Source organism: Pararhodospirillum photometricum DSM 122, from assembly GCF_000284415.1.
Taxonomy (GTDB): Bacteria; Pseudomonadota; Alphaproteobacteria; order Rhodospirillales; family Rhodospirillaceae; genus Pararhodospirillum; species Pararhodospirillum photometricum.
The window spans coordinates 2,976,291-3,000,510 of the sequence record NC_017059.1 but is presented as its reverse complement, the minus strand read 5'-3'; the positions used below and the strand labels follow the sequence as shown (position 1 = coordinate 3,000,510).

22 protein-coding genes and 5 pseudogenes are annotated in these 24,220 nt (G+C 63.7%); 11 read left to right on the top strand and 16 right to left on the bottom strand.

Features of this window, described 5'->3' with window-relative positions; translation table 11 throughout:
• Positions 1-137: 137 nt before the first annotated feature.
• Positions 138-1,145, bottom strand: a complete 1,008-nt coding sequence (locus tag RSPPHO_RS13420) for an NAD(P)H-dependent glycerol-3-phosphate dehydrogenase (RefSeq protein ID WP_041797458.1) — start codon at positions 1,143-1,145, stop codon at positions 138-140.
• Positions 1,146-1,247: 102 nt separating this feature from the next.
• Positions 1,248-2,330 carry a tRNA (adenosine(37)-N6)-threonylcarbamoyltransferase complex transferase subunit TsaD gene (tsaD, locus tag RSPPHO_RS13415; protein WP_041795564.1) on the bottom strand — a complete coding sequence of 361 codons (1,083 nt, stop codon included), beginning with the start codon at positions 2,328-2,330 and terminating at the stop codon, positions 1,248-1,250.
• A 115-nt stretch (positions 2,331-2,445) separates the two neighbouring features.
• Here tsaD and hemC point away from each other — a divergent pair, with 115 nt between their 5' ends.
• From hemC to RSPPHO_RS13390, 5 genes are read left to right on the top strand one after another with little or no spacing between them, the layout of a single operon-like run.
• The gene (hemC, locus tag RSPPHO_RS13410; protein WP_014415752.1) at positions 2,446-3,402 is read left to right on the top strand and encodes a hydroxymethylbilane synthase; all 957 of its coding nucleotides are present in this window, start codon (positions 2,446-2,448) and stop codon (positions 3,400-3,402) included.
• A 49-nt stretch (positions 3,403-3,451) separates the two neighbouring features.
• On the top strand, positions 3,452-4,255 hold the full coding sequence (locus tag RSPPHO_RS13405; RefSeq protein WP_051013884.1) for a uroporphyrinogen-III synthase: 804 nt from the start codon (positions 3,452-3,454) through the stop codon (positions 4,253-4,255).
• Positions 4,252-5,466, top strand: a complete 1,215-nt coding sequence (locus RSPPHO_RS13400; protein ID WP_014415750.1) for a COG4223 family protein — start codon at positions 4,252-4,254, stop codon at positions 5,464-5,466. Before RSPPHO_RS13405 ends, RSPPHO_RS13400 begins: the two co-directional genes overlap by 4 nt.
• A gap of 4 nt (positions 5,467-5,470) precedes the next feature.
• Positions 5,471-6,793 carry a heme biosynthesis protein HemY gene (locus RSPPHO_RS13395; RefSeq protein WP_051013883.1) on the top strand — a complete coding sequence of 441 codons (1,323 nt, stop codon included), beginning with the start codon at positions 5,471-5,473 and terminating at the stop codon, positions 6,791-6,793.
• 58 nt (positions 6,794-6,851) lie between these two features.
• Positions 6,852-7,070 (top strand): hypothetical protein, encoded by a 219-nt coding sequence (locus RSPPHO_RS13390; protein ID WP_014415748.1) that lies wholly within the window; start codon positions 6,852-6,854, stop codon positions 7,068-7,070.
• Between the two features lie 44 nt (positions 7,071-7,114).
• On the opposite strand, the gene RSPPHO_RS13385 is transcribed toward RSPPHO_RS13390, so the two are convergent.
• The 5 genes from RSPPHO_RS13385 to RSPPHO_RS13365 form a co-directional block, all read right to left on the bottom strand.
• Positions 7,115-7,804 carry a phosphatase PAP2 family protein gene (locus RSPPHO_RS13385; protein ID WP_014415747.1) on the bottom strand — a complete coding sequence of 230 codons (690 nt, stop codon included), beginning with the start codon at positions 7,802-7,804 and terminating at the stop codon, positions 7,115-7,117.
• A gap of 15 nt (positions 7,805-7,819) precedes the next feature.
• A complete protein-coding gene (locus RSPPHO_RS13380; protein WP_014415746.1) occupies positions 7,820-8,854 on the bottom strand; it encodes a glycosyltransferase family 39 protein in 1,035 nt (344 codons plus the stop codon).
• Positions 8,851-9,966 (bottom strand): LPS export ABC transporter permease LptG, encoded by a 1,116-nt coding sequence (gene lptG / locus RSPPHO_RS13375; protein ID WP_041797453.1) that lies wholly within the window; start codon positions 9,964-9,966, stop codon positions 8,851-8,853. Before lptG ends, RSPPHO_RS13380 begins: the two co-directional genes overlap by 4 nt.
• A 99-nt stretch (positions 9,967-10,065) precedes the next feature.
• Entirely contained in the window at positions 10,066-11,772 is a 1,707-nt protein-coding gene (locus tag RSPPHO_RS21255) for a methyl-accepting chemotaxis protein (RefSeq protein WP_014415744.1), read from the bottom strand.
• Positions 11,773-11,813: 41 nt separating this feature from the next.
• Positions 11,814-12,275, bottom strand: coding sequence for a cache domain-containing protein (locus RSPPHO_RS13365; RefSeq protein ID WP_041795562.1), 462 nt, complete (start codon positions 12,273-12,275; stop codon positions 11,814-11,816).
• A gap of 321 nt (positions 12,276-12,596) precedes the next feature.
• On the opposite strand from RSPPHO_RS13365, the gene RSPPHO_RS13360 reads away from it, so the two are divergent.
• The 3 genes and pseudogenes from RSPPHO_RS13360 to der all read left to right on the top strand — a co-directional run bounded on the left by RSPPHO_RS13360 (position 12,597) and on the right by der (position 16,193).
• Positions 12,597-13,322: a tetratricopeptide repeat protein gene (locus RSPPHO_RS13360; protein WP_014415742.1), complete on the top strand. Its 726-nt coding sequence runs from the start codon at positions 12,597-12,599 to the stop codon at positions 13,320-13,322.
• Positions 13,319-14,665 (top strand): outer membrane protein assembly factor BamB family protein, encoded by a 1,347-nt coding sequence (locus RSPPHO_RS13355; protein ID WP_014415741.1) that lies wholly within the window; start codon positions 13,319-13,321, stop codon positions 14,663-14,665. Before RSPPHO_RS13360 ends, RSPPHO_RS13355 begins: the two co-directional genes overlap by 4 nt.
• A gap of 42 nt (positions 14,666-14,707) precedes the next feature.
• A pseudogene (der, locus tag RSPPHO_RS13350) lies at positions 14,708-16,193 on the top strand (ribosome biogenesis GTPase Der).
• 28 nt (positions 16,194-16,221) lie between these two features.
• Here the strand turns inward: der and RSPPHO_RS21250 are convergent.
• The 6 genes and pseudogenes from RSPPHO_RS21250 to RSPPHO_RS22070 form a co-directional block, all read right to left on the bottom strand.
• A pseudogene (locus tag RSPPHO_RS21250) lies at positions 16,222-16,737 on the bottom strand (major capsid protein); the annotation flags it as partial.
• Positions 16,738-16,775: 38 nt separating this feature from the next.
• On the bottom strand, positions 16,776-17,141 hold the full coding sequence (locus RSPPHO_RS13345) for a head decoration protein (RefSeq protein ID WP_014415739.1): 366 nt from the start codon (positions 17,139-17,141) through the stop codon (positions 16,776-16,778).
• A gap of 26 nt (positions 17,142-17,167) precedes the next feature.
• Positions 17,168-17,566: pseudogene (locus RSPPHO_RS13340) on the bottom strand (transposase); the annotation flags it as partial.
• A gap of 340 nt (positions 17,567-17,906) precedes the next feature.
• Positions 17,907-18,383 carry an IS630 family transposase gene (locus RSPPHO_RS19325; RefSeq protein ID WP_051013882.1) on the bottom strand — a complete coding sequence of 159 codons (477 nt, stop codon included), beginning with the start codon at positions 18,381-18,383 and terminating at the stop codon, positions 17,907-17,909.
• An 18-nt stretch (positions 18,384-18,401) separates the two neighbouring features.
• The gene (locus tag RSPPHO_RS19320) at positions 18,402-18,968 is read right to left on the bottom strand and encodes a helix-turn-helix domain-containing protein (RefSeq protein ID WP_014415737.1); all 567 of its coding nucleotides are present in this window, start codon (positions 18,966-18,968) and stop codon (positions 18,402-18,404) included.
• Positions 18,969-19,077: 109 nt separating this feature from the next.
• Positions 19,078-19,293, bottom strand: coding sequence for a DegT/DnrJ/EryC1/StrS family aminotransferase (locus RSPPHO_RS22070; protein WP_422610599.1), 216 nt, complete (start codon positions 19,291-19,293; stop codon positions 19,078-19,080).
• A 239-nt stretch (positions 19,294-19,532) separates the two neighbouring features.
• Here RSPPHO_RS22070 and RSPPHO_RS20585 point away from each other — a divergent pair, with 239 nt between their 5' ends.
• Together RSPPHO_RS20585 and RSPPHO_RS21760 are read left to right on the top strand one after the other, a co-directional pair.
• Complete coding sequence (locus RSPPHO_RS20585; RefSeq protein ID WP_069187532.1) at positions 19,533-19,925, top strand: helix-turn-helix domain-containing protein; 393 nt, start codon at positions 19,533-19,535, stop codon at positions 19,923-19,925.
• Between the two features lie 59 nt (positions 19,926-19,984).
• On the top strand, positions 19,985-20,113 hold the full coding sequence (locus RSPPHO_RS21760) for an ISL3 family transposase (protein ID WP_014415736.1): 129 nt from the start codon (positions 19,985-19,987) through the stop codon (positions 20,111-20,113).
• Positions 20,114-20,189: 76 nt separating this feature from the next.
• Here RSPPHO_RS21760 and RSPPHO_RS19310 read toward each other — a convergent pair whose 3' ends face one another.
• The 3 genes and pseudogenes from RSPPHO_RS19310 to RSPPHO_RS13320 all read right to left on the bottom strand — a co-directional run.
• Positions 20,190-22,076 (bottom strand): tetratricopeptide repeat protein, encoded by a 1,887-nt coding sequence (locus RSPPHO_RS19310; protein ID WP_081581783.1) that lies wholly within the window; start codon positions 22,074-22,076, stop codon positions 20,190-20,192.
• 250 nt (positions 22,077-22,326) lie between these two features.
• Positions 22,327-22,656 (bottom strand): annotated as a pseudogene (locus RSPPHO_RS19305) (transposase); the annotation flags it as partial.
• Positions 22,657-22,941: 285 nt separating this feature from the next.
• Positions 22,942-23,481 (bottom strand): annotated as a pseudogene (locus tag RSPPHO_RS13320) (transposase); the annotation flags it as partial.
• A 115-nt stretch (positions 23,482-23,596) separates the two neighbouring features.
• Between RSPPHO_RS13320 and RSPPHO_RS13315 the strand changes: the two are divergent.
• The gene (locus RSPPHO_RS13315; RefSeq protein WP_041795553.1) at positions 23,597-24,184 is read left to right on the top strand and encodes a recombinase family protein; all 588 of its coding nucleotides are present in this window, start codon (positions 23,597-23,599) and stop codon (positions 24,182-24,184) included.
• Positions 24,185-24,220 lie beyond the last annotated feature (36 nt).

Sequence of the window (24,220 nt, the reverse complement as noted above, 5' to 3'; positions counted from 1 at the left end):
TCCAGTGATAACTCTAGCACAAGGAAGGCGGTCTAGCCACTCGTCGAAAGCGAGGGAGCGCCGGCACTCTCAGGCGGGGGCTGTAAAAGGGCGACGGGAAAGGGATGACGCGAGTCTCGTCGCCCAGGGTTGATCCCTTAGTCGGTTTCGGCACGCAGCGGGCGAGACAGCAGGGCTTCCATGGCGCCGGCCACGTCGTGGGCCCCGGCCAGAAGGTTGTTGATGGCGGCGCAGATCGGCATTTCGATGCCGTGGCGTTCGGCCAGGGCGACCACGGCCTTGGCCGAGGGGACACCTTCGGCCACGGTGCGCCGACCACTGAGCAGGCTCTCCAGACTCTGGCCCTCGCCCAGCGCAAAGCCGAGCGAGAAGTTGCGCGACTGGGCGCTGGTCGCGGTCAAGATCAGGTCGCCCAGGCCCGAGAGGCCCGACAGGGTTTCCGGCCGTGCGCCCAGGGCGCGGCCCAGGCGGATGATTTCGGCCAAGCCCCGGGTCAGGAGGGCGGCGCGGGCATTGTCGCCCAGGCCCAGGCCCTCGACCACGCCGCAGGCGATGGCCAGAACGTTTTTGACCGCGCCGCCGACTTCGGCGCCAACGGGATCGTTGGCGGCATAGGGGCGGAAGGTGCGGGTGCCCAGGGCGCTCACCAGCCGCTCGGCCAAGGCAGGATCGGCGGCGGCGATGGTCACGGCCGTGGGGCGACCCAGCGCCACTTCCTTGGCGAAGGTCGGGCCCGAGAGCACGGCCTGGGCCACGGTGGGCAACACCTCGTGCGCGACCTCGGTCATCAACAGGCCGCTGCCCAGTTCCACGCCCTTGGCGCACAGCACCATGGGCGCGCCGCTTGGCCAATGGGGGGCGGCGGCGGCCAGAACGGGGCGCAGGGCCTGGGCCGGGCAAACCACCAGCACGGCCTCGGCCCCCTCGAGGGCTTGGGCAAGGTCGCTGGTGGCGCGGATGGCGGGCTCCAAGGGGACACCGGGCAGAAAATCGGGGTTTTCGTGCCGGGTGGTGATGGCCTCGGCCACCTCGGGCTCACGCGCCCACAGGCAGACCGAGCGGCCGGCGCGGCTGGCGGTTTGGGCCAGGGCCGTGCCCCAGGCGCCGCCACCGATTACGGCCAAAGTGGAGAGTGGTTCGCTCATGGGGCGGTTATGGCGCATTCCTCCTCGGCACTCAAGGACCACACGGGGGGAGAGGAGGGAAGGCGGGGAGGCCGGGCCTCCCCGCCTTCCTTACTCACGCCTTCACCGCCCCCGCCCCCGGGCCGGCGCCGCCTCCGGATCAAGCGGCCAGCGCGGGCGCGGCCGAAAGTCGAGCGTGTCGGTCAGCCCCAAGCGCAAACGCTCAATCCCCGTCCAAGCCACCATGGCCGCATTGTCGGTGCACAGGGCCAACGGCGGCGCAGCGAAGGTCATGGCGTTGGCCACCGCCACCTCTTGCAGGCGGTCACGCAGATGCTGGTTGGCGGCAACGCCGCCCGCCACCACCAAGGGATGGCCGGCGCCGTGGCGCTCGGCGAACAAGCGGGCGGCGACCCGAGCGCGATCGGCCAGACAGTCGGCGATGGCGCTTTGGTACGCGGCGCACAGGTCGTCGATATCCTGCTCCGAGGGCGGGCCGTCCAGGCGCTCGACGGTTTGGCGCAAGGCGGTCTTGAGCCCCGAGAACGAGAGATCGCATCCCGGCCGTCCGACCAGCGGGCGCGGCAGGGCAAAGCGCCGGGGATCGCCGGCCCGGGCCCGGCGTTCGACGGCCGGGCCCCCCGGATGCCCGAGACCCAGCATCTTGGCCGCCTTGTCGAAGGCCTCGCCGGCGGCGTCGTCGATGGTGGTGCCAAGGCGGCGGCAGGCGCCAACCCCCTCGACCGCCAGCAGTTGGCAATGCCCGCCCGAGGCCAGGACCAGCAAGTAGGGGAAGGCAACGCCGCCCGGCAGCCGCACGCTCAGGGCGTGGGCCTCCAGGTGGTTGACGGCGATGAACGGCCGCTCGGCGGCAAAGGCCAGGGCCTTGGCCGTCATCACGCCGACCAAGACGCCCCCGATCAGCCCGGGCCCGCCGGTCACGGCGATGGCGTCGAGATCGCGCAGCGCCACGCCGGAGTCCCGAAGGGCGCGGGTGACGAGCCGATCCAGATGATCGAGGTGGGAGCGTGCCGCGATCTCGGGCACGACGCCGCCATAGGGGCGGTGTTCCTCCAGCTGCGAGACCAGGGCCTGGGCCAAAATCTGCCCGCCGCCCAAGCCGCAATCGTCGCGCGATGCCGCGACGACGGCCGCCGCTGTCTCATCGCAGCTTGTTTCCAATCCAAGAACCCGGTATGCGCCCACGTCAGGAAGTTCCTTCCGAAAACCGAAATCGGGGTCCGGGGCTTGCGCCGGCCCCCTGATTCGGGTCAATTGCCTCTTTTCAAAACCCTGTCCAAGCCCTTACAACAGCAGCGCCATGAACCCAAAACCCAAGTTGACCATCGGCACCCGGGGTAGCCCCCTGGCGCTGGCCCAAACCCACCAGGTTCGCGATCTTCTGGCCGCGGCGCACCCCGAGCTGTCTGAGCCCGGCGCCATTGCCATCGAGGTCATCAAGACCACCGGCGACGCGATCCTCGATCGCCCGCTGGCCGAGATCGGTGGCAAGGGCCTGTTCACCAAGGAAATCGACGAGGCCATGCTTTCGGGCCGGATCGATATCGCCGTCCATTCCATGAAGGACGTGCCCACCTACCTGCCCGACGGCATCGTGCTGCCCTGCATGCTGGAGCGCGAGGATGTGCGCGACGCCGTGATCGGTCGCGACCACCCGAGCATCGACGCCCTGCCTCTGGGCGCCGTCGTGGGTACCGCCTCCTTGCGCCGCGGCGCGCAGATCCTCGCCAAGCGTCCCGACCTGAAGGTGGTCTCTTTCCGGGGCAACGTCCAGACCCGTCTCGCCAAGCTGGCGCGCGGCGAGGTCGATGCCACCTTGCTGGCCAAGGCCGGTCTTAACCGCCTGGGCATGGCCGACAAGATCACCTCCTTGCTGGAGGTGGACCAGATGCTGCCCGCCGTGGCCCAGGGCGCCGTGGGCGTCACCTGCCGGGCCGATGACGAGGCCGCCCATCGCTGGCTCGCCCCACTCAATCACGCCGAGACCTTCCTGTGCGTGACCGTGGAGCGCGCTTTCCTGGCCAAGCTCGACGGCTCGTGCCGCACCCCCATTGGCGGGTTGGCCCGGGTGAGCGACTTTGGGACCGATCAGGCCCGGGTGTTCTTCCGTGGCATGATCATCAGTCCCGATGGTAAGGTCATTCATCAGACGACCCGTGAGGGATCGGTGGCGGAGGCGGTGGCTCTTGGCGATGACGCTGGAGCCGAACTGTTGGCCAAAGCCGGCCCCAACTTTTTCACGGGCGCTCACGCCTAAGGCTTTGGAACGGACGGCAGTCCCGACGAAGGAGGGAGTCGGTCGGAGTATGCGCGCGCTCATCACACGTCCCCGCGACGACGCCGAGCGCGTCGCGCTTCCCCTGCGGGAGCGGGGCATCGACATCGTTTTTGAACCTCTTTTGGTCATTCACGTGAGGGGATCGGACCGGCGCCCGTTCTGGCGCCGGGATCCTCTCAAGAGCGACCTCGCCAAGGCCCAAGGCCTCATCTTCTCCAGCGCGAATGGTGTGCGGGCCTTTGCCGCGGCCAGCAAGGAGCGCCGCTTGCCCGTCTACGCCGTTGGCGATCTGACGGCGCGGGTGGCGCGTGAGGTGGGCTTCACCCAGGTACACAGCGCCGAGGGCGATGTGGTCGCCCTGGGCGAGATGATCCGGCGCTTGGCCCAGCCCTCGCGCGGTCCCCTGGTGCACGCCGCCGGCAGCAAGGTCGCCGGAGATCTGCCCGGCGCCCTGGCCCCGGCCGGCTTCGAGATTCGCCGCCATGTTCTCTACGAGGCGCTTCCGGCGCGGGCTCTCTCCCCCGAGACCGTCCGGGCCTTCCAGGCCGGGACGCTCGATGCCGTGCTGCTGTTTTCACCGCGCACCGCCGCCACTTTCGCCACCTTGGTTCGCGACGCCGGCCTGACGGGTGTCCTCTCCAAGGTGACGGTCTATGCCCTGAGCCCAGCCGTGGCCCAGGCCCTGGGCGACCTTTCCTTCCACGCCGTGCGGGTGGCCGCCGAGCCGACCCAGGAGTCCCTCCTGGCCGCGCTCGACGCCGATCGGGCGCCCAGCCCTCCCCCGCCTTCCTTGATTCGGAACCGACCAAGCATGGGGGACTCCCGGTCATGACCGAGCGATCCAAGAACGACCCTCTCGATGGCAAGTGKGAGGCTCCGCCCAGCGCCGGAAAGCCGTCAGGCGACGGCACCCCGGCCTGGGGCGGGCCTCCCCCAGCCGGGCGCAGTGCGCGCGACAAGACCAAGGCCACCAGCCCCTGGTCCGAGGCGGGGGCCGGGGATCGTCGTCCCCCGCCTGCCCCGCGGCGTCGCCGGGGCGGCGGCTGCCTTYTGATGCTGCTGCTGCTCGTCTTTACGGCGCTGGCGGTGCCTGGGTCCTACTCCTGGTGGCGCAACCAGATTCCCGAGCCCTACCGCGCCGAGGTGCCCGACCTGCCCTTCAAGCCCGAGGAGCCGCGCGTTGTGGCCCTGGAGAGCGAAGCCTCCAGCCTGTCCAGCGCCTTGTCCTCGGCCAACGCCCGCGTCGCCTCCTTGGAAAGCGAGCTGGCCGAGGTGCGCAAGCTGGCCGAAAACGCCGGTGTCAAGGTTGACCTCACCGGGCCGCTCAGCGAAACCGCCAGCGCGTATCTCTATGATCAGATCCGGCGTGTCCAGAGCCGGGTCGATACCCTCAATGCCGCGATGGTGGCGCCGTCCAACGTTCTCTCGCTGGCCGATCGCGTGACCGAGATCGAGAAGATCGCCCGTCAAACCCTGACCCGGCGCACCGTGGCCTTGGCCCTGCTGCTCTCGGTGGCCCAGGCCCGCGAAGCCGCCGACCGGGGCGAGCCCTTCTTGGATCAGTTGCGCACCGTCGAGGCCATCGTTGGCGACCGCGACGCCTTCACGACCGCGCTCGCTCCCTTGAGCCCGCTGGCCGACACCGGCGTGGTCTCGCGTGCCATCTTGCGCGAGCGCTTCAAGGACATGGCCAACGCCGTGACCAAGGCCGTCGCCCTTTCCGAGAGCGACTCGTGGGTCGATCGCACCGTGGGCGCCCTTTCCACCGTGGTCCTCGTGCGCCGCACCGACGATGCCGCCGCTCAGGCCACCCCGCTGGTCCTCCTGGCCCGCGCCGAGCGGCTGGTGGCCGAAAACGACTTGGCCGGCGCCAAGCTCATCTTGGAGGGTCTGGACGGCAAGGCCGCCGAAGCCGCCAAGCCCTGGACCGACGCTGTGGCCAATCGTCTGATCGCCGAGGCGGCGCTTTCCGACCTGACCTCGCTTGCGGTGGCCGAGGTGGGTGCGGCCCGGGCCAGCGACCCCGGCAACACGGAAGGATGAGGCCATGACCCGCTTTCTGCTCTTCCTTCTGTTTACCGCTTTGCTGGTGGGGGTCGCCGTTGGGTTGGCCAACAACCCGGGCGCGCTGACCGTCGATTGGATCGGCTGGCACCTCGAGACCACGGCGTCGCTCAGTCTGGTGGCGCTGCTGATCTTGATTGGCGTCATCTTGCTGGTCTATCGCCTCTACGGCGGCGTGCGCCGCCTGCCCGGCTTTTTCGGCCGCGGCCTGCATGAGCGTCGCTTGAAGCGTGCCGGCCTGCTCTTGGGTGAGGGGCTGGCCGCCGTGCGCGGCGGCGACCTGCCCCTGGCCCGCAAGGCCCTGCGCGAGGTCGAGCGGCTGCTGCCCGATGCCGTGGGCGCTCAACTCCTGGCCGCCGAAACCGCCGCCGCCCAGGGCGATACCGAAAAAGCCCGCGACATGTTCAACGCCTTGCGCGAAAACCCCAAGTTTCGCGCGGTCGGGCGGCGTGGCCTGATGGATCTGGCCCAGGCTGCGGGCGACGAGGACACCGTTCTCGCCATGGCCCGCGAGGGCGTGGCCGCGGGCGTCACCGCGCCCTGGGCGAGCGGGACCTTGCTCCCGATCCTGGTCCGGCGCGGGCAGTGGGAAGAGGCCATGATGGTTTTGGGCCGGTGGTCGGGCCGGGCCGGTCGCTCGGGTCGGGCCGACGATCCCCAGCGCTATGTCAAGGCCGCCCTGCTGACCGCCCAGGCCCGTCACGTCATCGCCCTGGGCGCTCCGGCCCAGGCCCAGCGTCTAGTCCAGCAGGCCTTGATGCTGGACCCCGGCTTGATCGAGGCCACCTTGATCGCGGCGCGCCTGCTGCTCGCCGAGGGCAAGGGCCGCAAGGCCCAGCAAATGCTGGAAGCCCTGTGGCGCTCCCAGCCCCAGCCGGACATTGCCGAGCTGTATCTGTCCATTGACGATGACGGCGATCCCCTCAAGCGCTTGCAGCGGGTGGAGACCCTGGTCGCCAGCACGCCCGAGGCGCCGCAAAGCCGCATCGCTCTCGCCCGGGCCGCCCTCGCCGCCCGGCTGTGGGGGCAGGCCCGCCAAGCGCTTGATCCCCTGGTGCGCGTCAAGCCGTCGCCCGAGGTGTGCCGTCTCGTCGCTCAGTTGGAAGAAGGGGAAAACCAGGATCTGGCCCTGGCCAACCAGTGGCTGCTCCACGCCCTGTCGGCCGAGCCCGACGAAGCCTGGACCTGCGAGCGCTGTGGAACCACCCACAGCCGCTGGGATCCGGTGTGCTCCTCTTGCGGGGCGTTGGGCACCATTGGCTGGCGGCGCACGACGCGGCCCGCCTTGCCCCAGCCCGACGCTTAAAGAGAAAGGCTGGGGAGGCGCGGACCTCCCCAGACCCCTCGAACGGGAAGATCTTTCGATGAAGACGCTTTGTGTTGTTGTGATGGTGGCGGGGCTGTCGGCCTGTGCCAGTTCCAATGCCCAGACGGTGCGCCTGTCCCATGTCTGGTCCACCACCTGCCAGCTCGGCGGACAGAGCGTGGTGGTCAGCGCGCCAACCTTGGGCGAGTTCCACGCCGCTGTGGAAAAGGCTCCCGAGTGCGCCCGGGGCTATACGGCAACGGCGCCGGCGCCGTAAAAGCAAGGCTGGGGAGGCGCGGCCTCCCCAGACCCCCTCGTCCCTCACCCGGTGGTCCGCGGGACAGCGGTCATCGACCGATAGAGGGCAATGTTAAGACCGATGACCAGCACGGCCGACGCCAAGGTATCGGACAGAAAGTGTGCGCCGACCACGAGGCGCGACCCGCCGACCAGCCCCCCAAAAATTAGAGCCGCCGTCCACGCCTGCGCTCGCCAGCGCGCCGGGACCACCAGGGCCAGGGCCGTGACCCAAAACCCCAGGGCCGCATGGCCCGAGGGAAACGAGCAATTGGTGAGGCACTGATCGCTGGGCACCAGAGCCGGGGTGAACAGAGCCTCGCCGCCGAAGAGCTCCAAGGCCCGGGGGCGGGCCCGGCCCCAGTGGTTCTTGAACACAAGATTGACGAGAAGGCCGGGGCCCAGCAGCAACGAGCCGTACAAGAACGCGAGCCGTCGCCGGTCGAGCCGGGCGAAGGGCAAGCGCAAACCGGCGGCCAGTGCGCTGTAGGTCGTCACACCGATCAAGACGCCATAGACCAGCCACGGGGCGCCTTCAATGGCGGTGCGGGCCCACAGCGAGGACGACGGGGGAAAAGCCCGCGTCACGGGATCGAAAAACAAGCCGGCCACCCAAAGGTCGATTCCCGGAGCCCCGCTGAGGGCGACCACACCCAGGGCGCCAAGCCCCAGGCCGACGACGGACCGAGTCCGCGAAAGAGACGAAAGGCTCATGGGCTGGGCTCGTGATCAAAAAGGAAGGGAAAGCGCTCCAAGAGCACGCACGGGATCAAGGGTCCCCGCCGCTGCCCCATGAAGCAGCCACGCCCCCAAGCCGATATGGACCAGCACCACGCCGGCAATGATCCACCGCCCCCGGGCGCGGGGGCCCAAGGCACTGGCGATCAGTAGCGCCAAGCCCAGGCCAGCCGGCAAGGCCAGATCCGGGGCCGGGGCTTGGTTGAGGGCGGCCAGTCCCACCAGTCCGGCCAGGAGCGGCGCGCTGAAGGCCAGGAGAAGGCGGGCTCTGTACCCTTGCCGGCGGCGGTCGTCGGCGGTGCGGTGGCGCGACCAAGGCGCCAGCGCCAAGACCAGGGTCAGTGGCCCCAACAACAGCGCCACGCTGAGGGCAAAGGCCAGGGCGGTGCCGGGGGTGGGGGCCAAGGGCGCGAGCTGGGCCAAGCCCGGCGCGGTCAGGATGAGGCCTGGGGCCAGCGCCAGCCAGACCCCGCGCCGCCGCCCCAGGGAATAGGTTTCCGGGGAGATCAGGGCGTACAGCAAGAGGCAGGGGAAAAACAGCGCGGTGGTGGGGCTTAGGCCCAAGCCGACGCCCAGGCACACCCCCAGGCCAAGCCACCCCGCCAGGGTATCGGTTTGCAAGGCGTGCAGCAGGGACGCCACCCCCAGAAGCCACAGCAAGGGCAAGACCGACGCCACGGTGGTCTGGGCTGCGGCCAGGGAGACCCCGGGCAGGGTGAGAAACAGGAGGGCGGCGAGCAGGCCCGCGCGGGCATCGTAGAGCCGTGTCCCCAGGCGGCCCAAGCCCCATCCCGCCGCGGTGAGGGCCAGCAGGCCGGGCAGCCGTGGCCAGACGCCGCTGCCGTGGGTCACGATGGCGCTTAAGGCGTCCTCGGCGCTGGCGGGCAGGACAACCGCGCCCAGCGAGGCCAAGGCCTTGGCCAAGGCGATGTCGCCCGGGGCCAAGGGGAGGGGATCAAGGACAAGCAGGATCAGGCGAGCGATGAAGGCAGCGCCAGCCAGCCCCGCCAGAGCGAGGGAACTCATCCATCCTCCAAGTGGAACAACATCGCCAAAGCAACGCAGCCGGTGATCAGCGGCGGGGTCCAGGCGGCCAAGGCAATAGGCAAGGTCTCAGACAACCCCAGGGTATAAGTCACCTTGGAGAGAAAAAATACCCCGAACCCCGCACTGAGAGCCCCAATAATCCGCGCCAGCCAATTGACGGAGCGTTGGCTGGGCTTGAGAGAGAACACGGCCCCCATCAGCACCATGGCGACAAGAAGGAGGGGCGAGGCAATCAAGGCGTGCCAGTGCAGCCGATGGGCGTGGGCAGAAAAGCCCGCGGCCTCGAAAAACGCAATAAACTCGGGCAAATCCCAGAAAGAGACGGTCTCGGGCGGGGAAAAGCTGTCTTGAATCTTGGGCAGGGTCAGGCGCGAGGGGACAGTCAAGGTCGGATACACCTCAAGGGGATCCCCCGGCCGCGAGACGATCACCTCGGACAACACCAGGGCCTCATGGTCGAGGCCCCCCGTGCGGGCATCCACACGCTCGCGAAACCGCCCATCGGGCCCGAAGCGAAAGAGGGTCAGATTCTGAAGCACCAGGGTATGGTCCACCTGCCGGACCCCCCGGGCCAGCACGACCACTTGGCCATCCGGGTGGGTTTCCCGCAACCAAAGGCCGCCATTGGACATGGCAATGGGGGCCTTGGTCCCCGCATCCAAGGTGGCTTCCATGCGCTCATAACTTGCATAGAGCCGCGCGGCCAAGGGATTGAGCATGGTGACATTGAGGGTGCCCAGCAGCAAAACCACCCCCAGAATCGGGGTCAGAAACTGCCAAACCGACATCCCCACCGCCCGGATCACCACCAGTTCGCTGGATCGGGCCAGCCGCCAAAAGACAATGACCGCTCCGCCCATGAAGACGAAGGGCAAAGCACTTTGCAATGTCATCGGCAGATGGTCGAAGGCCATGGTCAAGACCACGTCGAGATCGACTTGGCGCGACCCGGCGCGTCGCGTGATTTCGATGATATCGAACAGCAAAAGAAGAGCCGATACCGCGAGGACCGACCCGGCCAACGCTTTAAGGTAGGTCCGCGCCACATAGGTGGTCAAGGTGGGGGCGGTCAGGGTGGGAAGGAGGGGCATGGCCTGAATCCGCTCAAAGGGGCGCACGAAGGGCGCGCTCCAGTCAGGATCAGGCGTTGGTACACCGCCCATGCGCTCTCGGGCAAGCCTCCTGCAAGATCAGGCGTTTTTCAGGGCAAAGATAAAACGTTCGACCTCGTGCCGGAGGGTCTCGGCTTGGTGGGACAAGCCATCGGCGGCGCCCATGACCTTTTCGGCGGCGTGCCCGGTGGTGGCGGCCGTTTCCGTCACCTGGGAAATGGTCCGCGACACCTCGAGAGTGCCGGTGGCGGCGTGCTGCACCCCATGCGATATTTCGGTGGTGGCTTCGCCTTGCTGTTGGATCGACGCGGCAATCCCCGTTGAAATGTCGTTGATTTGGGTAATGACCTCGCCAATGCGGCCAATGGCCTCAACGGCATGGGCGGTGCTGTCTTGAATGGCGGTGATCTGCGCGGCAATTTCGTCGGTGGCGCGGGCGGTTTGACCGGCCAGCGACTTGACCTCTCCGGCCACCACGGCAAATCCCTTGCCCGCATCCCCGGCGCGGGCGGCCTCGATGGTGGCGTTCAGCGCCAACAGATTGGTTTGCCCCGCGATTTGGGTAATAAGCCCGAGCACGTCGCCGATTTTTTGGGCGGCCGCGGCCAAGCCCTGCACGATGGTGTTGGTCTGGCGGGCCTCGGTCACGGCGTGGCCGGCGATCTGGGTCGAGTGGCTGACCTGGGCGCTGATCTCACGAATGGAGGCGCTCATTTCCTCGGCGGCCGAGGCCGCGGTCTGGACGTTGGTGCTGGCGGTATTGGCGGCCCGGGCCACGGTTTGGGCCTTGGCGTTGGCCTCGTCGGCGACGGCGGCCATGTCGCGGGCGGTCAGGGTGAGGTCGCGTGCCGCTCCTCCCACGCTCTCGAGGACCCGCGCCACGGTGCTCTCAAAAGACCCGGCAAGGCTATCGATGCGCCGGGCGCGTTCTTGCTGGGCGGCCTGGGCGGCGGTTTTTTCGGCGGAAAGGCGCTCGGCATCGCGCAGACTCTGGTGTAACACTTGAAGGGCGCGGGCCATGATCCCGGTTTCGTCTTTCTGGGCCTGACACGGGACCGTCACGTCATAGTCCTGGCGGGCGAGACGGTCCAACACCTGGGTCAAGGCCCGCAGCGGCGTGGAAATACGCCACGAGACGATAACGCTCAGCAAGAATCCCAGGCCCAAGGCCAGGGCTCCTAGTCCGAGAAACAGACCGCGGGTGGACAAGAGAGAGGACTGGAGCCCTTTGCCCTGCGCATGGTTGAGGCTGTCGATCCGGGCATGGATCGCCTCCAGTCGGGTTTGGGCGTCGAGGTAGGCTTTTTCGGTTTGCGCCATCAGCGTGAGGGCCATGGCGGGATCGGTCTCAACGAGATCGATGATGTCGAGGGCTTTTTTGGCGAAAGCCTTGATCCCGTCGAGCCCGGCCTCGACCACAGGGGGTTCAACGCCCCCGTCACGGGCGGCTTGGCCCATGGCCCTGCCCTGCGCCTCCAGGGCGTCAATCCTCTGTTTGACTTTGGTGGTCTCGCGGGCAACGGCCCCGGCATCGGTGCTGGCGGCTGCGAACGAGGTGAGGCGGTAAAGCTCGCCCCGGGTGGCCGAGCTTTCCAAAAGGAAATCGGTCATGGCATCGACGCGCTCCTGGTACCCCATCAGCCCCTGGACCGCCTCGCTATTCTCGGTAAAAACCCATGTGCCGTAGGCAACAAAGACACTCAGGGTAACGGAGAGAAGAAACGGCGTGAACGAAACCTTGGATCGGATCCCAAGGTTGTCAATCCATCGAAAGAAAACGTTCACCGCCGTTCTCCTTAATAAATATATTTTTTGTGTTGGGTGATTTACTGTTTATAGATACCGGCACACAGCAGGTTTTCCTCGTAAACCTCGCAATATGTCGATTTTTCCTCGATTTTTTTGGTCTGGGGGTTTGACCACTTGTAGTCAGTCCAGAATGAGGCGTTGGTCTTGGCCAGGGTCAGGCGTTCCTGGGCGAAAGCCTTGCCATCTGTATCCGTGGCGTCGGCTAGGTTCTTGCCGACCATCTTGGGGTTCGAGCCATGGGCCAGGGTGTTGGCACTCATGTCCCAGACAAAAATATAAAGGTCGCGGTCAAGAAAGCGCGGATCCTTGGCCGTGATCGCGCTGTAGACCACCTCTTTTCCCTCGGCCTTGGCCGCCGACACCGCCTTTTGCACGATCGCCACCGCATCTTCGCGGGTCGCGTGGCCAGGATCTTGGGCCAAAGCCGGTCCCGCCAGACAGGCCAAGCCCACCACGGCACAAAGAACAGGTTTCTTCACGGCGCTCCTCCTTTGCTTCCGCCGGGGCCTGCCCCCGGGATCGGATGGCATTAAGGTCTTGCTTCCCCTCCCGGGCCCCGCGACGAACAAGGGGTGGCTTTGGGGCTGCATCTCAGATTAAATAGAACTATAATAATCTGAACCAAAAGTCAAGTGTATGCGCCTACCATGTTAGCGCTATGGATGTATTCTGCGCGGGGGAGCCTCCCTGGCGCGGCGGCCTTTCGTTGCCAAGGTCAAAGAGCCCCGGTATGGTAAAACCCCTTTTTTCGGCCCGAACCGGCCAGCATCCGAAGACGCGCAAGGCGCAGGAGAAAGAGCGTGGTCAAGCCTCCGATGACACCTGTGGACCCCAACCAGGAAGCGCTCTTCCGGGAGATCGACGAGGATTTGCGCCACGAAAGGTTGGCCTCTCTCTGGGCACGCTACGGCGGCCATGTCCTGGCCGGCGTGGTGCTGCTGGTGGGCGGGGTTGCCGCCGGCCAGGGATGGCAGGCGTGGCAAGCCCGGGAGCGGGCAGCAGCGGCGGCCGCCTATGAGGCCGCGGACAGCCAGTTGGCGGCGGGCGATCGGGCCGGCGCCGAGGCCGCCTTGACGGCCATTGCCCAGGATCGGCGTGGCGGCGTGGTGCCCCTTGCCATCTTGCGGCGCGCGGCCTTGCTGGCCCAAGACGGCAAAACCGCCGAGGCCGTGGCTCTGTACCAGGGCTTGGCCGCCGATCATGGGGTGGATCCCGTGTTTCGCGATACGGCACGGGTGCTCGCGGTCTCGCACGGCCTCGACCTGCTCGATGCGACCACCGTCGATTCCTTGCTGGCCCCCTTGCGCGGCGGGGCCGGACCCTGGCGGCCCTTGGCCGAGGAACTGGCGGCACTCGTCGCTCTCAAGAAAGACGACCGGGACACGGCGGTGACCTTGCTGTCGGGGCTGGCGGCGGATCGTCTGGCCTCCCAAGGTCTGCGCCAGCGCGCGGCCGGGATGCTCGAAGCCCTGGGGGCCCCGGTACCCGAGGCGTTGCCGGGGGCCGGCGACGGAGGAGCCCGATGAACCCGCGGATCCTCCGTTTCGGGACTTTTAGCCTGATGGCCTTGGCGTTGGCCGGCTGTAGCGATTGGTTTGGTTCCTCATGGTTCGGAGGGAACGAGGAGCCCCCCCTGCCCGGCAACCGGGTCACGGTGCTGGCCCAGGACCGTGGTCTGTCCCGCGCGCCGCGCGGCGACGAGCCGGTCCAACTGCCGGCCCCCGAGGCCAATGACGCTTGGCCGCAAAGTGGGGGCTACTCCCATCACGCCATGCAGCATATGCAGGTTGGCGAAGCCTTGCACCGGGTGTGGTCGGTTGCCATTGGCGGCGGTTCCACCACGCGGGACCGCTTGCTGAACGGTCCGGTTGTTGGTGACGGTCGCATCTTCACACTCGACCGTCACGCCAGCGTTCGTGCCTTCGATGCCCGCACGGGGCAAGCGCTGTGGGAAAAGGATCTGCCCGACCGCAAGCGCGATGAAGAAGATGGGGCGCTGCTGGGCGGCGGGCTGGCCTATGATCAGGGCAAGGTGTTTGTCACCACCGGCTTTGCCAAGGTCGTGGCCCTTGAGGCCCAAAGCGGCAAGGAACTGTGGCGGGTCGCGGTGGACGCGCCCTTGCGGGCGGCGCCGGCGGTGAATTCGGGGCGGGTGGTGGTGGTCACCATTGATAACCAGGCCCTGGCCCTGTCGGCGTCGGACGGACGCAAGCTTTGGACCCATTCCGGGGTGCCGGAAACAGCCAGCTTGCTCGGGGCGCCCACGCCGGCCATCGACCAGGGATTGGTGGTGGTCAGCTATAGTTCAGGCGAAGTTTTTGCCCTGCGCCTTGACAGTGGTACCGAAGTGTGGGCCGATTCGGTCACCGCGATGCGTCGGACCGACGCGGTGGGGACCTTGTTCGATATCCGGGCCAACCCGGTGATCGACGGCAACCGCCTGTTCGTCATCGGCAACAGCGGCCTGATGGTGGGCATGGATCTGCGCTCGGGGAACCGGGCGTGGCAACTGCGGGTCGCCGGCACGCAACAGCCCTGGCTCGCCGGCGAGGTCCTGTTCTTGATCACCGAAGACGCTGAACTGGCCGCGCTCAACGCCCGCTCGGGGAAGGTCCTGTGGATCACCCCCTTGCCGCGCTGGAAGAAGCCGGGCAGTGTGGGCGATCCCTTGCTGTGGACCGGTCCGGTGCTGGCGTCCGATCGGCTGATCGTCGGCTCGTCGGATGGCTACGCCTATTCAGTATCACCCTACACCGGCCAAGTTCTCGGCCGCATCGACCTTCCCGACGCCATGGCCTCGGCGCCGATCGTGGCGGGAGGAACACTCTATTTTCTGACCACGGGGGGTGACCTCGTGGCTTATCGCTGAGGACCGGCCTGCGGGGCCGGCCTCCCCGACCCGGGGTTTCCCATGTTCACCGTTGCCATCATCGGCCGGCCCAACGTCGGCAAGTCTACTTTGTTCAATCGCTTGGCAGGCCGGCGCCTCGCCATCGTGCACGATATGCCCGGGGGTCACCCGGGATCGGCGCGAGGCGCCGGGCCGGCTGGCCGACCTCAGCTTCCGCATCGTCGATACCGCCGGCCTGGAAGAAGCGGGCCCGGAGGTCCTGGAAGGCCGGATGCGCCAGCAAACCGACCGGGCCTTGACCGAGGCGCATGTCGCCTTGATGTTGATCGATGCCCGGGCCGGCGTCACACCCCTTGATGCCCACTTCGCCGACCTGCTGCGCAAGGCGCCGATCCCGGTGATCCTGGTTGCGAACAAATGCGAAGGCGGCGCCGGCAAAGGCGGGCTGTACGAAGCCTATGGGTTGGGGCTGGGCGATCCGGTTCCGCTGTCGGCCGAGCATGGCGAAGGGCTTGGCGTCCTCTACGATGCCCTGCGGCCCTTCCACGATGCCCACATGGCCGAAGAAGCCAAGGCCGAGGCCGACGCCGCCTATGCCGCGCTGCTGGCCGCCGGCGCCCAAGCCCGCGACGTCGGACCCGATGGCGCCGCCCTTGATGCCCTGGAGCCCGACGACATCGAGCTGGCGGACGGCGAAGACAATGACTTTGCCGTGGAGGCCATCGACCCGCGCGGCGAACGGCCCATCCAGGTCGCCATCGTCGGCCGTCCCAACACGGGCAAATCCACCCTCATCAACCGCCTCTTGGGCGAAGAGCGTCTGGTCACAGGCCCCGAGGCCGGAGTCACTCGCGATGCCATCGCCGTGGACTGGGGGTGGGGGGGACGGCGGTTCCGTCTCGTCGATACCGCCGGCCTGCGGCGCAAGGCCCGCATCGAAAACAGCCTGGAAAAGCTGATGGTCGCCGAGACCCTCAATGCCATCCGGCTCGCCGAGGTCTGTGTCTTGCTCCTGGATGCCAACATGGTGATGGACCGCCAGGACCTGACCATCGCGCGCATGGTGGTGGACGAGGGGCGCGCCCTGGTCATCGGCGTCAACAAATGGGATGCCTGCACCGATCGCGGCGCGACCTTGCAACGGGTGGCCGACCGGCTGGAAAGCTCGCTGGCCCAGGTGCGCGGCGTGCCCAATGTCACCTTGTCGGCGTTGCAGGGGCGCGGCCTGGATCAGTTGATGGAGGCGGTGTTGCTGGTGCATGGGCGCTGGAACCGCCGGGTCTCTACCAGCCGCTTGAACCGCTGGCTCCAGGGGATGCTGGAGCGCCATCCCCTGCCCCTTGGAAAGCACGGGCGGCGCCTGAAGATCCGCTATGCCACCCAGGCCAAGATCCGCCCGCCGACCTTTGCCTTGTTCATGACGCGGCCGGATGATTTGCCGGAGTCTTATGTGCGCTACCTGACCAGTGGGTTGCGCGAGGATTTCGACATGGCAGGGATTCCGATCCGGCTGCTGTTCCGGGCGACCAAGAACCCGTATGCGTGAGGAAGGGAAGGCACGGCCCCGAAGCTGGGGTCGCATTGTCCAAGTCGAAGTCGATTTCGGCCGGGATCGTCTGGCCGAACTCCGTCGCCCAGTCGTACAAAGTCGAGCCATCGGCATCGACGGCTAAACCCTGGACCATTCCCAAGAACATGTTCTCGAAGGTCAATTCGAAGTCCCGGCGCATCAGCACTTGCCGGCGCGCCACTTCGACCTGGACCTGGGCCAACTCACTCTCGGAACCGAACGCGCGGATGTTCTGGAGTTCGCTGGCGTGGATGCGCGACGCCTGGGCCAGTCGAACCGTCTTGAAGCCGCGCACCTTGCGCTTCTCGCCAATGCGCCGCCCAGGCGCCTCACCGCGCTCGGAAGTCTGGATCAGGGCCGGAGCGTTTTCGCGCTCCTCGATGAAAATGGATTCCGTCCGCACCGGAGCCGGCACATACAGACCGGGAAGACTGCGCAGGAAGCTGGGCACATACCCCAGCTTGTCCAGCGAGCCAGACAACGACGTCACCCTGAAAGCGTCGCTGGCAAAAATGTCCATGGTCGCCATGGCTCAAGGTCTCCTTGGTGGCCCGGCGGTCAGCGGGCGATAATGGTGAGGGCGGCCAGGTCGGCGTAGGCCGCCGTTTTGGCCGTGGCGTCCTGGCCTGAGCCAAAGACGAGGGCCGCCTTGGCAACCTCAGCGAGGCGCACGACAGCCACCCCGTGAGCATCCCCGCCCGAAGCGTCCACAGAGGCAAACAAAATGCCAGCAGCGGCTTGGGTGCCATCGGAAGCGCCGTTGTCGTAAGCGGCGTATTTGCCCGAGGCCGTGACCTTACCCAGCACAGCGCCGGCCTGGAGATCCTGGCCGGATACGACAGTAATGCGCTCACGGGAAATGGAGCCATTGCCCTCGGAGACGAGGAACGCGCCGGCATGCAGGGTTTCAGTGAGAGTTGTCATGATGCCTCCTTACCCGGCAAAGCCACTTCCTTCAGCTTGGCGTCGAACACCGCGAACAGCTTCTCGATCGCGTTGGCCTCGGTCAGCGTCTCGCGGAACAGCCAGATCGTCTTGGCGTCCGGCGCCTTGTCCGCCAGCCCTAGGCCGAGAAAGCGTTTGAACGTCAGGCGGTCGTTGATCATGAACTCCGCCTGATCGTCGGACAGGTTGTACAGCGCCTGAAGCACCAGGATCTTAAACATCAAAACCGCGTCATGGGGCGGACGGCCGCCCCGGGCTCGGTCGCTGCGGTTCAACGCCTTGTCCAGCCGGTAGCGGAACGCCTCGAAGCTCACCACCCTCAGCAGCTTCTCCAGCGGGTCGCCCGCCTTCGACAACTCCGCATACCGCTCTTCAAGATCGAAGAACCCAGGCTGCCGACCCATCGTTCCCTCCAACACGGCCTGGGGCTTATTGAATCAGCAGACACCGCTCAGAGCCAGGGTTTTTCGAGGTGTCCAGGCGATAACGTGGTGTCTCTTCCATCCCTGGAGTGACTCACATTTCCACCCCGACCGCAACAGTCTCCGACCAGCCCCGTGAGCAGTTACGATCCTGGAGCGTGCGGTCCGGCGACGGAGCGCCCCCTCAAAGGGCGGTCGGCCCGGCTTCGACGTGGTTTTGAAATTCAAAATGCTGGTGTTGCAGTCGCTGCACGGTCTGGCGCTGGGTTGGACGGCATACTTGGTGCGCGACCGGCTGATACCAAATCTCACTATACCCCATCTACGCCAAAACCCGGAAATCGTCCCTGTTGATAATATGGAACGTATCGGAGACGACGTCCCTGATCCGGTCCCATTGAGTCGGCAGGGTATCCCGGACGAAGGTTCGGATGGCTTTGATGAAGTCGTTGAAAGATTGGTAGAATTTGTTATGGGTCACGGTTTGGTGCAAGACCGCCCACAGCCGTTCGATGGCGTTAAGGTTGGGAGCATACGGCGGCAGAAAGATCAGATTGAGCCTTCGTCCGTCGGTTTTCAGCCGTTCCCCGACGATTTTCGCGTGATGGTATCGGGCGTTATCAAGAATGACGTGGATCGTCCCGGCCTCCGGATAGGCGGTTAGCAAGCGGGACAACAGCGCGATGGTGGTTTCGGCGTTCACCACCTCGGCTTCAACCATGTGGCAGGCGCCGGTCTCCAGATTGAGTGCCCCGTGCAGGTTGAGCCTTTGCCGGCCGGTGGTGCGGGACACCGCCACCCGATCGCCCTTCAAGATTCAGCCAGACGCCGGACGGGTCTGGTGTTCGGGATGGACGGCATCGCCGAACACCACTTGGTCCTTGGCGTCCAACCCGTTGAGCATGCTCTCGTAAGCCGCCACGAACGCCTCTTGCGTCTCGACCGGGGGCAGCCGCGGCAAAGCCTTGGGCTTGCGATATTCAAAGCCCAGCCGGTGGAGCAGCTTGATCATCCCAGATCGGCTGTAACGCACGGCAAACCGCTCCTCGACTAGGGCGGTCACCTCCACCGTGGTCGTGAACAGCCGGCTCTTCAGCACATCGACCAGCGCCACCTCGTCTTCCAAGGACAGTCGAGGCGACGACCCCTTCCAGCCAAACTCGGACAACCGCGCCGGTCCCCCGTCGATCCAACGCCGATGCCATTGGTAGACCGTGTCATCATCCAAATACATGAGCCGCGCCACTTCCGGCACAGACAGGCCGTCGTCGAGCAACAAAATCACATGGGCACGCCGTGCCGGCCCGTGCACCCCAGACGGACGCCGAACCTGAACCAGCAACCCTTGTCGTTCTTCCGCGCTCAAGAAGCCCTTTTTGATCATGCTCGTATGCGAATCCAGCGACGACCGCTTGGCAACCCGTTATCGCCCTCTTTCCGCCTTTCAGCGGAAAATTCTCTCTTCCCTCATCGCTAAACGACCAACCCCGTGCTCATAGCGAATAGCATGATTGGTTGAACAAATGTAATGGAGTAGAGATAACTTCATCCCATCTTCCTACCCATAAACTTCTTTGAAAATTTTTATTAGATAGATGAAGCCCTGCTGTGGCAGATGACAGGAAATGAGAATGGTTGTGACCGGTATACTTATTCCAAGCTTCTTCAAATTCTACAGTCTTAAATCCAAGACCTGTCCAGCTTTTCAAAGCAACTTGGATTTCATCAAGGCATCTTGAACCCGAAAACTGGGACAAAAAGCTGAATATTATTTTGCTGCACAGATAACTCCTGTTGGCAATTAATTTTTGACATGATAAACTAGAATATATTAGATATATTTTTCTGTCAAGTAGAATTTACACCACGTTTTTGTAAGGGAAACTCACAGAGGGTTTCCTGAAAGGGCGCTAATCTGATTCACTTGGCAAACGGAGGAAGATTTGCTATGGCGGTTGCAACTCGGCTCGAAGCCATGGGATTGCAGACTTTGCGGGACTGGGTTGGGCCATCAATGACCAAGGCCCCTTGCAATCCCTCCATCCTCAACGAAGCCCAACGCCAAGCCTTGGCCGAGAGGGTGGAAGCAGGTCCAGTCCCGGCCATCCATGGCATCGTCCGCTGGCGGTTGGTCGATTTGGCGCAAGGACTGTGTGAGGAATTCCGCGTGTCGATCAGCAAACAGACGCTCAGCCGGGAGCTGCGTGCCATGGGATTCCGCAAGTTATCAGCACGCCCTCGCCATCATGCCCAGGACGCCGAGGCACCGGAGACATTCAAAAAAACTTCCCCGCCCGCCTGGACAAGATCGCGGCCCATGAAGCGGCAGGCAAGCCCATAGAGATCTGGTGGCAGGACAAAGCCCGCATCGGGCAGAAAAACAAGATCACCCACCGCCGCATGGAGGCCCTCAACGGCATCTTCCAGGCAGCACGCGTAAGGGCGCGCGGCTACCGCAATATCCACACCTTCACCACCATGATCTACCTCATCGCCGCACCCCTCGGCGGCATCATCAAATCCACTTGAAACGTCGAGGAGCCAATAAGATTTGGTATTGCACCACGTCCTGGGACACGATCCAAGATGGTTCAAATCCTGAACTTTAACAGACCCTAAAAAAGGAAAGTTCTGAAACTAAGCGAGCAACCACATCACCCCAGTTCTCCCGGTTTTTCTGGCGGAATAGACGCATTGTCGGATACCAAGGACTATCCTCTCGTTCCAGAAGCCAACGCCAATCAGGAACTGAGGGCAAAAGCACCCACGTTGGGCGTCCTAAAGCCCCTGCCAAGTGAGCTACTGACGTGTCAACGCTAATAATTAAGTCAAGAGATTCAATAAATGCAGCTGTTTCAGAAAAATTTTTAAGATAAGGACTTAGATCAATGATGGGGAGATGAGCGAATGCATCTTTATCTATAGGTCTTATTTCCTTTTGAAGGCTGAAAAATTTTATTTTTGGAACATTTAGAAGTGAAAAGAGGTTCTCCAAAAGAATGGAGCGTTCACGATCATTGCGGTGCGCCGGATTTCCTGCCCACACCATACCCACCTTGACCCCCTCACCTAAACGGGCCCGGGCTTGGGAAACCCGATCAGAGGGGGCACGGAGATATGGCACCTGAGAAGGAATTGTTTCTATAGTTGTTTTAAAAGCGCGTGGGAGACTCATAAGAGAGCAATGCATATCGTAGGAAGGCTCGTTTTCGCCCTGGCGAATAACGGTCACATTAGCAAAGCTTTTCATTAATTCAAATAAAGGACTTTGGACTTCGAGAATAATCTGCCAGCCTCGCTTAATAACATAAGGTATATAACGACAAAACTGAATCGTATCTCCCAATCCTTGTTCGGCATATAATAAAATTGTACGCCCGCCTCCTGCTTCACCGCTCCATTGTGGCTGGTTTACAGTACGCCGGTCTCCTTCATAGTCTTTAGTTTTCCAGCGCCACTCATACCCCTCCCATCCAGACAAAAAATCCCCCTTGGAGAGCTGAAGCAGAGCTAGGTTCCAGTAGGCTTCGGGGACTGGAGCTCTTCTGGTGGCTTCGCCAAGGACCTGGGAAGCCTCTTCAAACTGTCCTAGGTCAGTGAGCGCTGCCCCTAGATTGACCCTAACCTCCATCGCTTCCGGCGCTTGGGACAAAGCTTCGCGATAGACCGCAACCGCTTCTTCATGGCGGCGCTGCGTCTGCAAAACAGTCCCAAAGTTTGTCAGAGCATCAATATGGGCTGGATGGCAGCGAGCTGCCGCTTTATAGGCATCTGCCGCTTCGTCGAGATGGCCGCGATCATGATACAGAATGCCCAAATTGTAATGAGCATCAGCCATATGCGGGGCAGTTTCCGTTAAATTACGATAGAGAGATATGGCTTCATCAATACGCCCTTGCCCTTGATAAATAGTTGCTAAATTATAAATCGCCAGATAAAATTCAGGAAAATGATGTATTGACTGAAGATAAGCACTCTCAGCATTATCTAATTTGTTCTGCCTCTGGTATAGAGTTCCTAGGTTAAACCAAGATAAATATTCATTTGGGTTATTATTAAGAATTTTATTGTAATTTTCCTGAGCCTCTTCTATCCGATCGGCTCGCAACAAAGCCGTTGCCAAATTACATAAGAGATCTAAATTTTCTGGATTATTAACAAGAGCACTTTGAAAAACTGTTATGGCCTCGTTGTATTGTCCCAGATCAAGTAAGGCTGCTCCCAGGGTCTGGGCAGCTTCCGAAAGGTCAGGGCGCAAAGCAAGTGCATGGCGACAGGCATCGACAGCGCTAGCCGGATCGCCAAGATCGCGTAAGATACGACCCAGATTGCATGATGCGGCAGCGAACTCCGGGTATAGATCGAGAGCCCGACGATACGCATCGCGCGCCTCAAGTCGGCGTCCCTCCATGGCAAAGCCATTCCCTAGGGCAAAAAAACCCTCAGCAAAAACAGGTTCGCCATCACACGATTTTTTTGAAAAAGAAGACATCTTTCGATAAGCGGTTGCTTTCCAAGTAAAGGACAGTTGAAAAAGACAATCCCCTCATATCATCCGAAATCGATCACATCTTTGCAAGCCGTTCTCCCGAAATCATTCCGAATGAAAAATATCTTGATGAATCGAAAAAATAGAGCGCACTCATGCAAAATTTTAGAGCGCGTCCCCGGACGTGGTGTAACACCGCAATCACTGTTTGATCTCCGGCAGGGATGGCTCGAGTGATCAGCGCCGCGACGGGCGGCAGGCTTGAGAGCGGATCATCGCCCAAGGGGGCGACGGATTCCAGAGGCATATACCGGGCGCGCTGGACGGCCCATTTGTCATTCTGTTCGAGGAGAATAGCGCCGATCAGACGAACGATGGCGTCCTCGTTGGGGAAAATGCCGACGACGTCGGTCAGACGCTTGATTTCACCGTTGAGACGTTCGATCGGATTTGTCGAGTGCAGCTTGGCGCGATGGGCTTGTGGGAAGTCCATGTAAGCCAAGGCATCCATTTCCGCGTCATCCATGAGGTCGGCCAGTTTGCGCGCCCTGGGGCGAAGTTGATCAGCAACCTGGCGCCATTGGGCAGGGGTATTATACCATATCCTGCTAAAGGAGACTCACGAAGGGGCTTCCCAAGAAAGCGCTGATCTGATTGACCATGTCAAACGGAGGGAGGTTTGCCATGGCGGCTGCGGTTCGGCTTCAGGAGGACTTCACGGCGCAGGACCTGCGCGCCTTGGCCCGCACATCCCGTTGTGCGGACCAGACCCGTCGTCTTTTGGCCCTGGCGGAAGTCTGATCGTGTCCCCGGACGTGGTGTAACAGCGCGATCACTGTTTGATCTCCGGCTGGTTTGGCCGGAGTGATCAGCCGGCCGCGACGAGCGGCAGGCTTGAGATGGGATCATCGCCCAAGGGGGCGACGGATTCTAGGGTCATATAGCGGGCGCGCTAGACGGCCCATTCGTCGTTCTGTTCGAGGAGAATGGCGCCGATCAGACGAACGATGGCGTCTTCGTTGGGGAAAATGCCGATAACGTCGGTCCGGCGCTTGATTTCACCGTTGAGACGTTCGATCGGATTTGTTGAGTGCAGCTTGGCGCGATGAGCTTGCGGGAAGTCCATGTAAGCCAAGACATCCATTTCCGCGTTATCCATGAGGTCGGCCAGTTTGCGCGCCCTGGGGCGAAGGTGATCAGCAACCTGGCGCCATTGGGCATGGGCAGCGGTGTTGGTTTCCTGGGCGAAAGCGGTGCCGATGAAGGCCGAGACGACGCGGCGGCCTTGTTTGCCGGCATGGGCCAGGACATTTCGCATGAAGTGGACGCGGCAGCGTTGCCAAGTGGCGTTCAGCACCTTGGCGATCGCCGCCTTCAGGCCCTCGTGGCCGTCGGAAACCACCTGTTTTCCGACAGGTTCACCCGCCTTGCCGCGGATTGGTTTTCAGGCCCCCTTTCCTGTATGAGAAACCCCGTCGGAATGATAGGCTACACGGAAATCGCTGCAGAGGGGTTTTCCGTATATGCTGGTCGGCTACACACGCGTTTCATCCGACAGCGATCGGCAGAGCACGGCCTTGCAGCGTGATGCTCTGATTGCCGCTGGCGTCGATGCCCGCCACCTGTTCGAGGACAAGGCGTCGGGCGCGCGCGACGACCGCCCCGGCCTCAAAGCCTGCCTGGGTTTCCTGAAACCTAGAGACACGCTGGTGGTGTGGAAGCTCGACCGCCTCGGCCGCTCATTGGCCCACCTGCTCGACATCATGACCGGTTTGCGCGACGGCGGCGTCGCGTTCCGGTCGTTGACGGAGGGCATGGACACGAACACCCCGCATGGGGAGCTTCTGTTCCATATCTTCGGAGCCCTAGCCCAATACGAAYGTGCCTTGACGCGCGAACGAATACAAGCAGGCCTAGTAGCCGCGCGGCGGCGCGGCCGGCATGGTGGTCGGCCCCTCGCCATTGGGCCTGAAAAACTGGAAGCGGTCATCACTGCCCTCGATGGTGGGGCAAGCAAAGCGGCGGTCTGCCGCACCTTCGGCATCGCTCGCAGCACGCTCATCGACACGCTGGCCCGCACTGGCTGGACCGGTCCAGGCTCGACTCGGTGATCGCCGAATGCCGGTCATCTTTCTGACGCCCGGGCA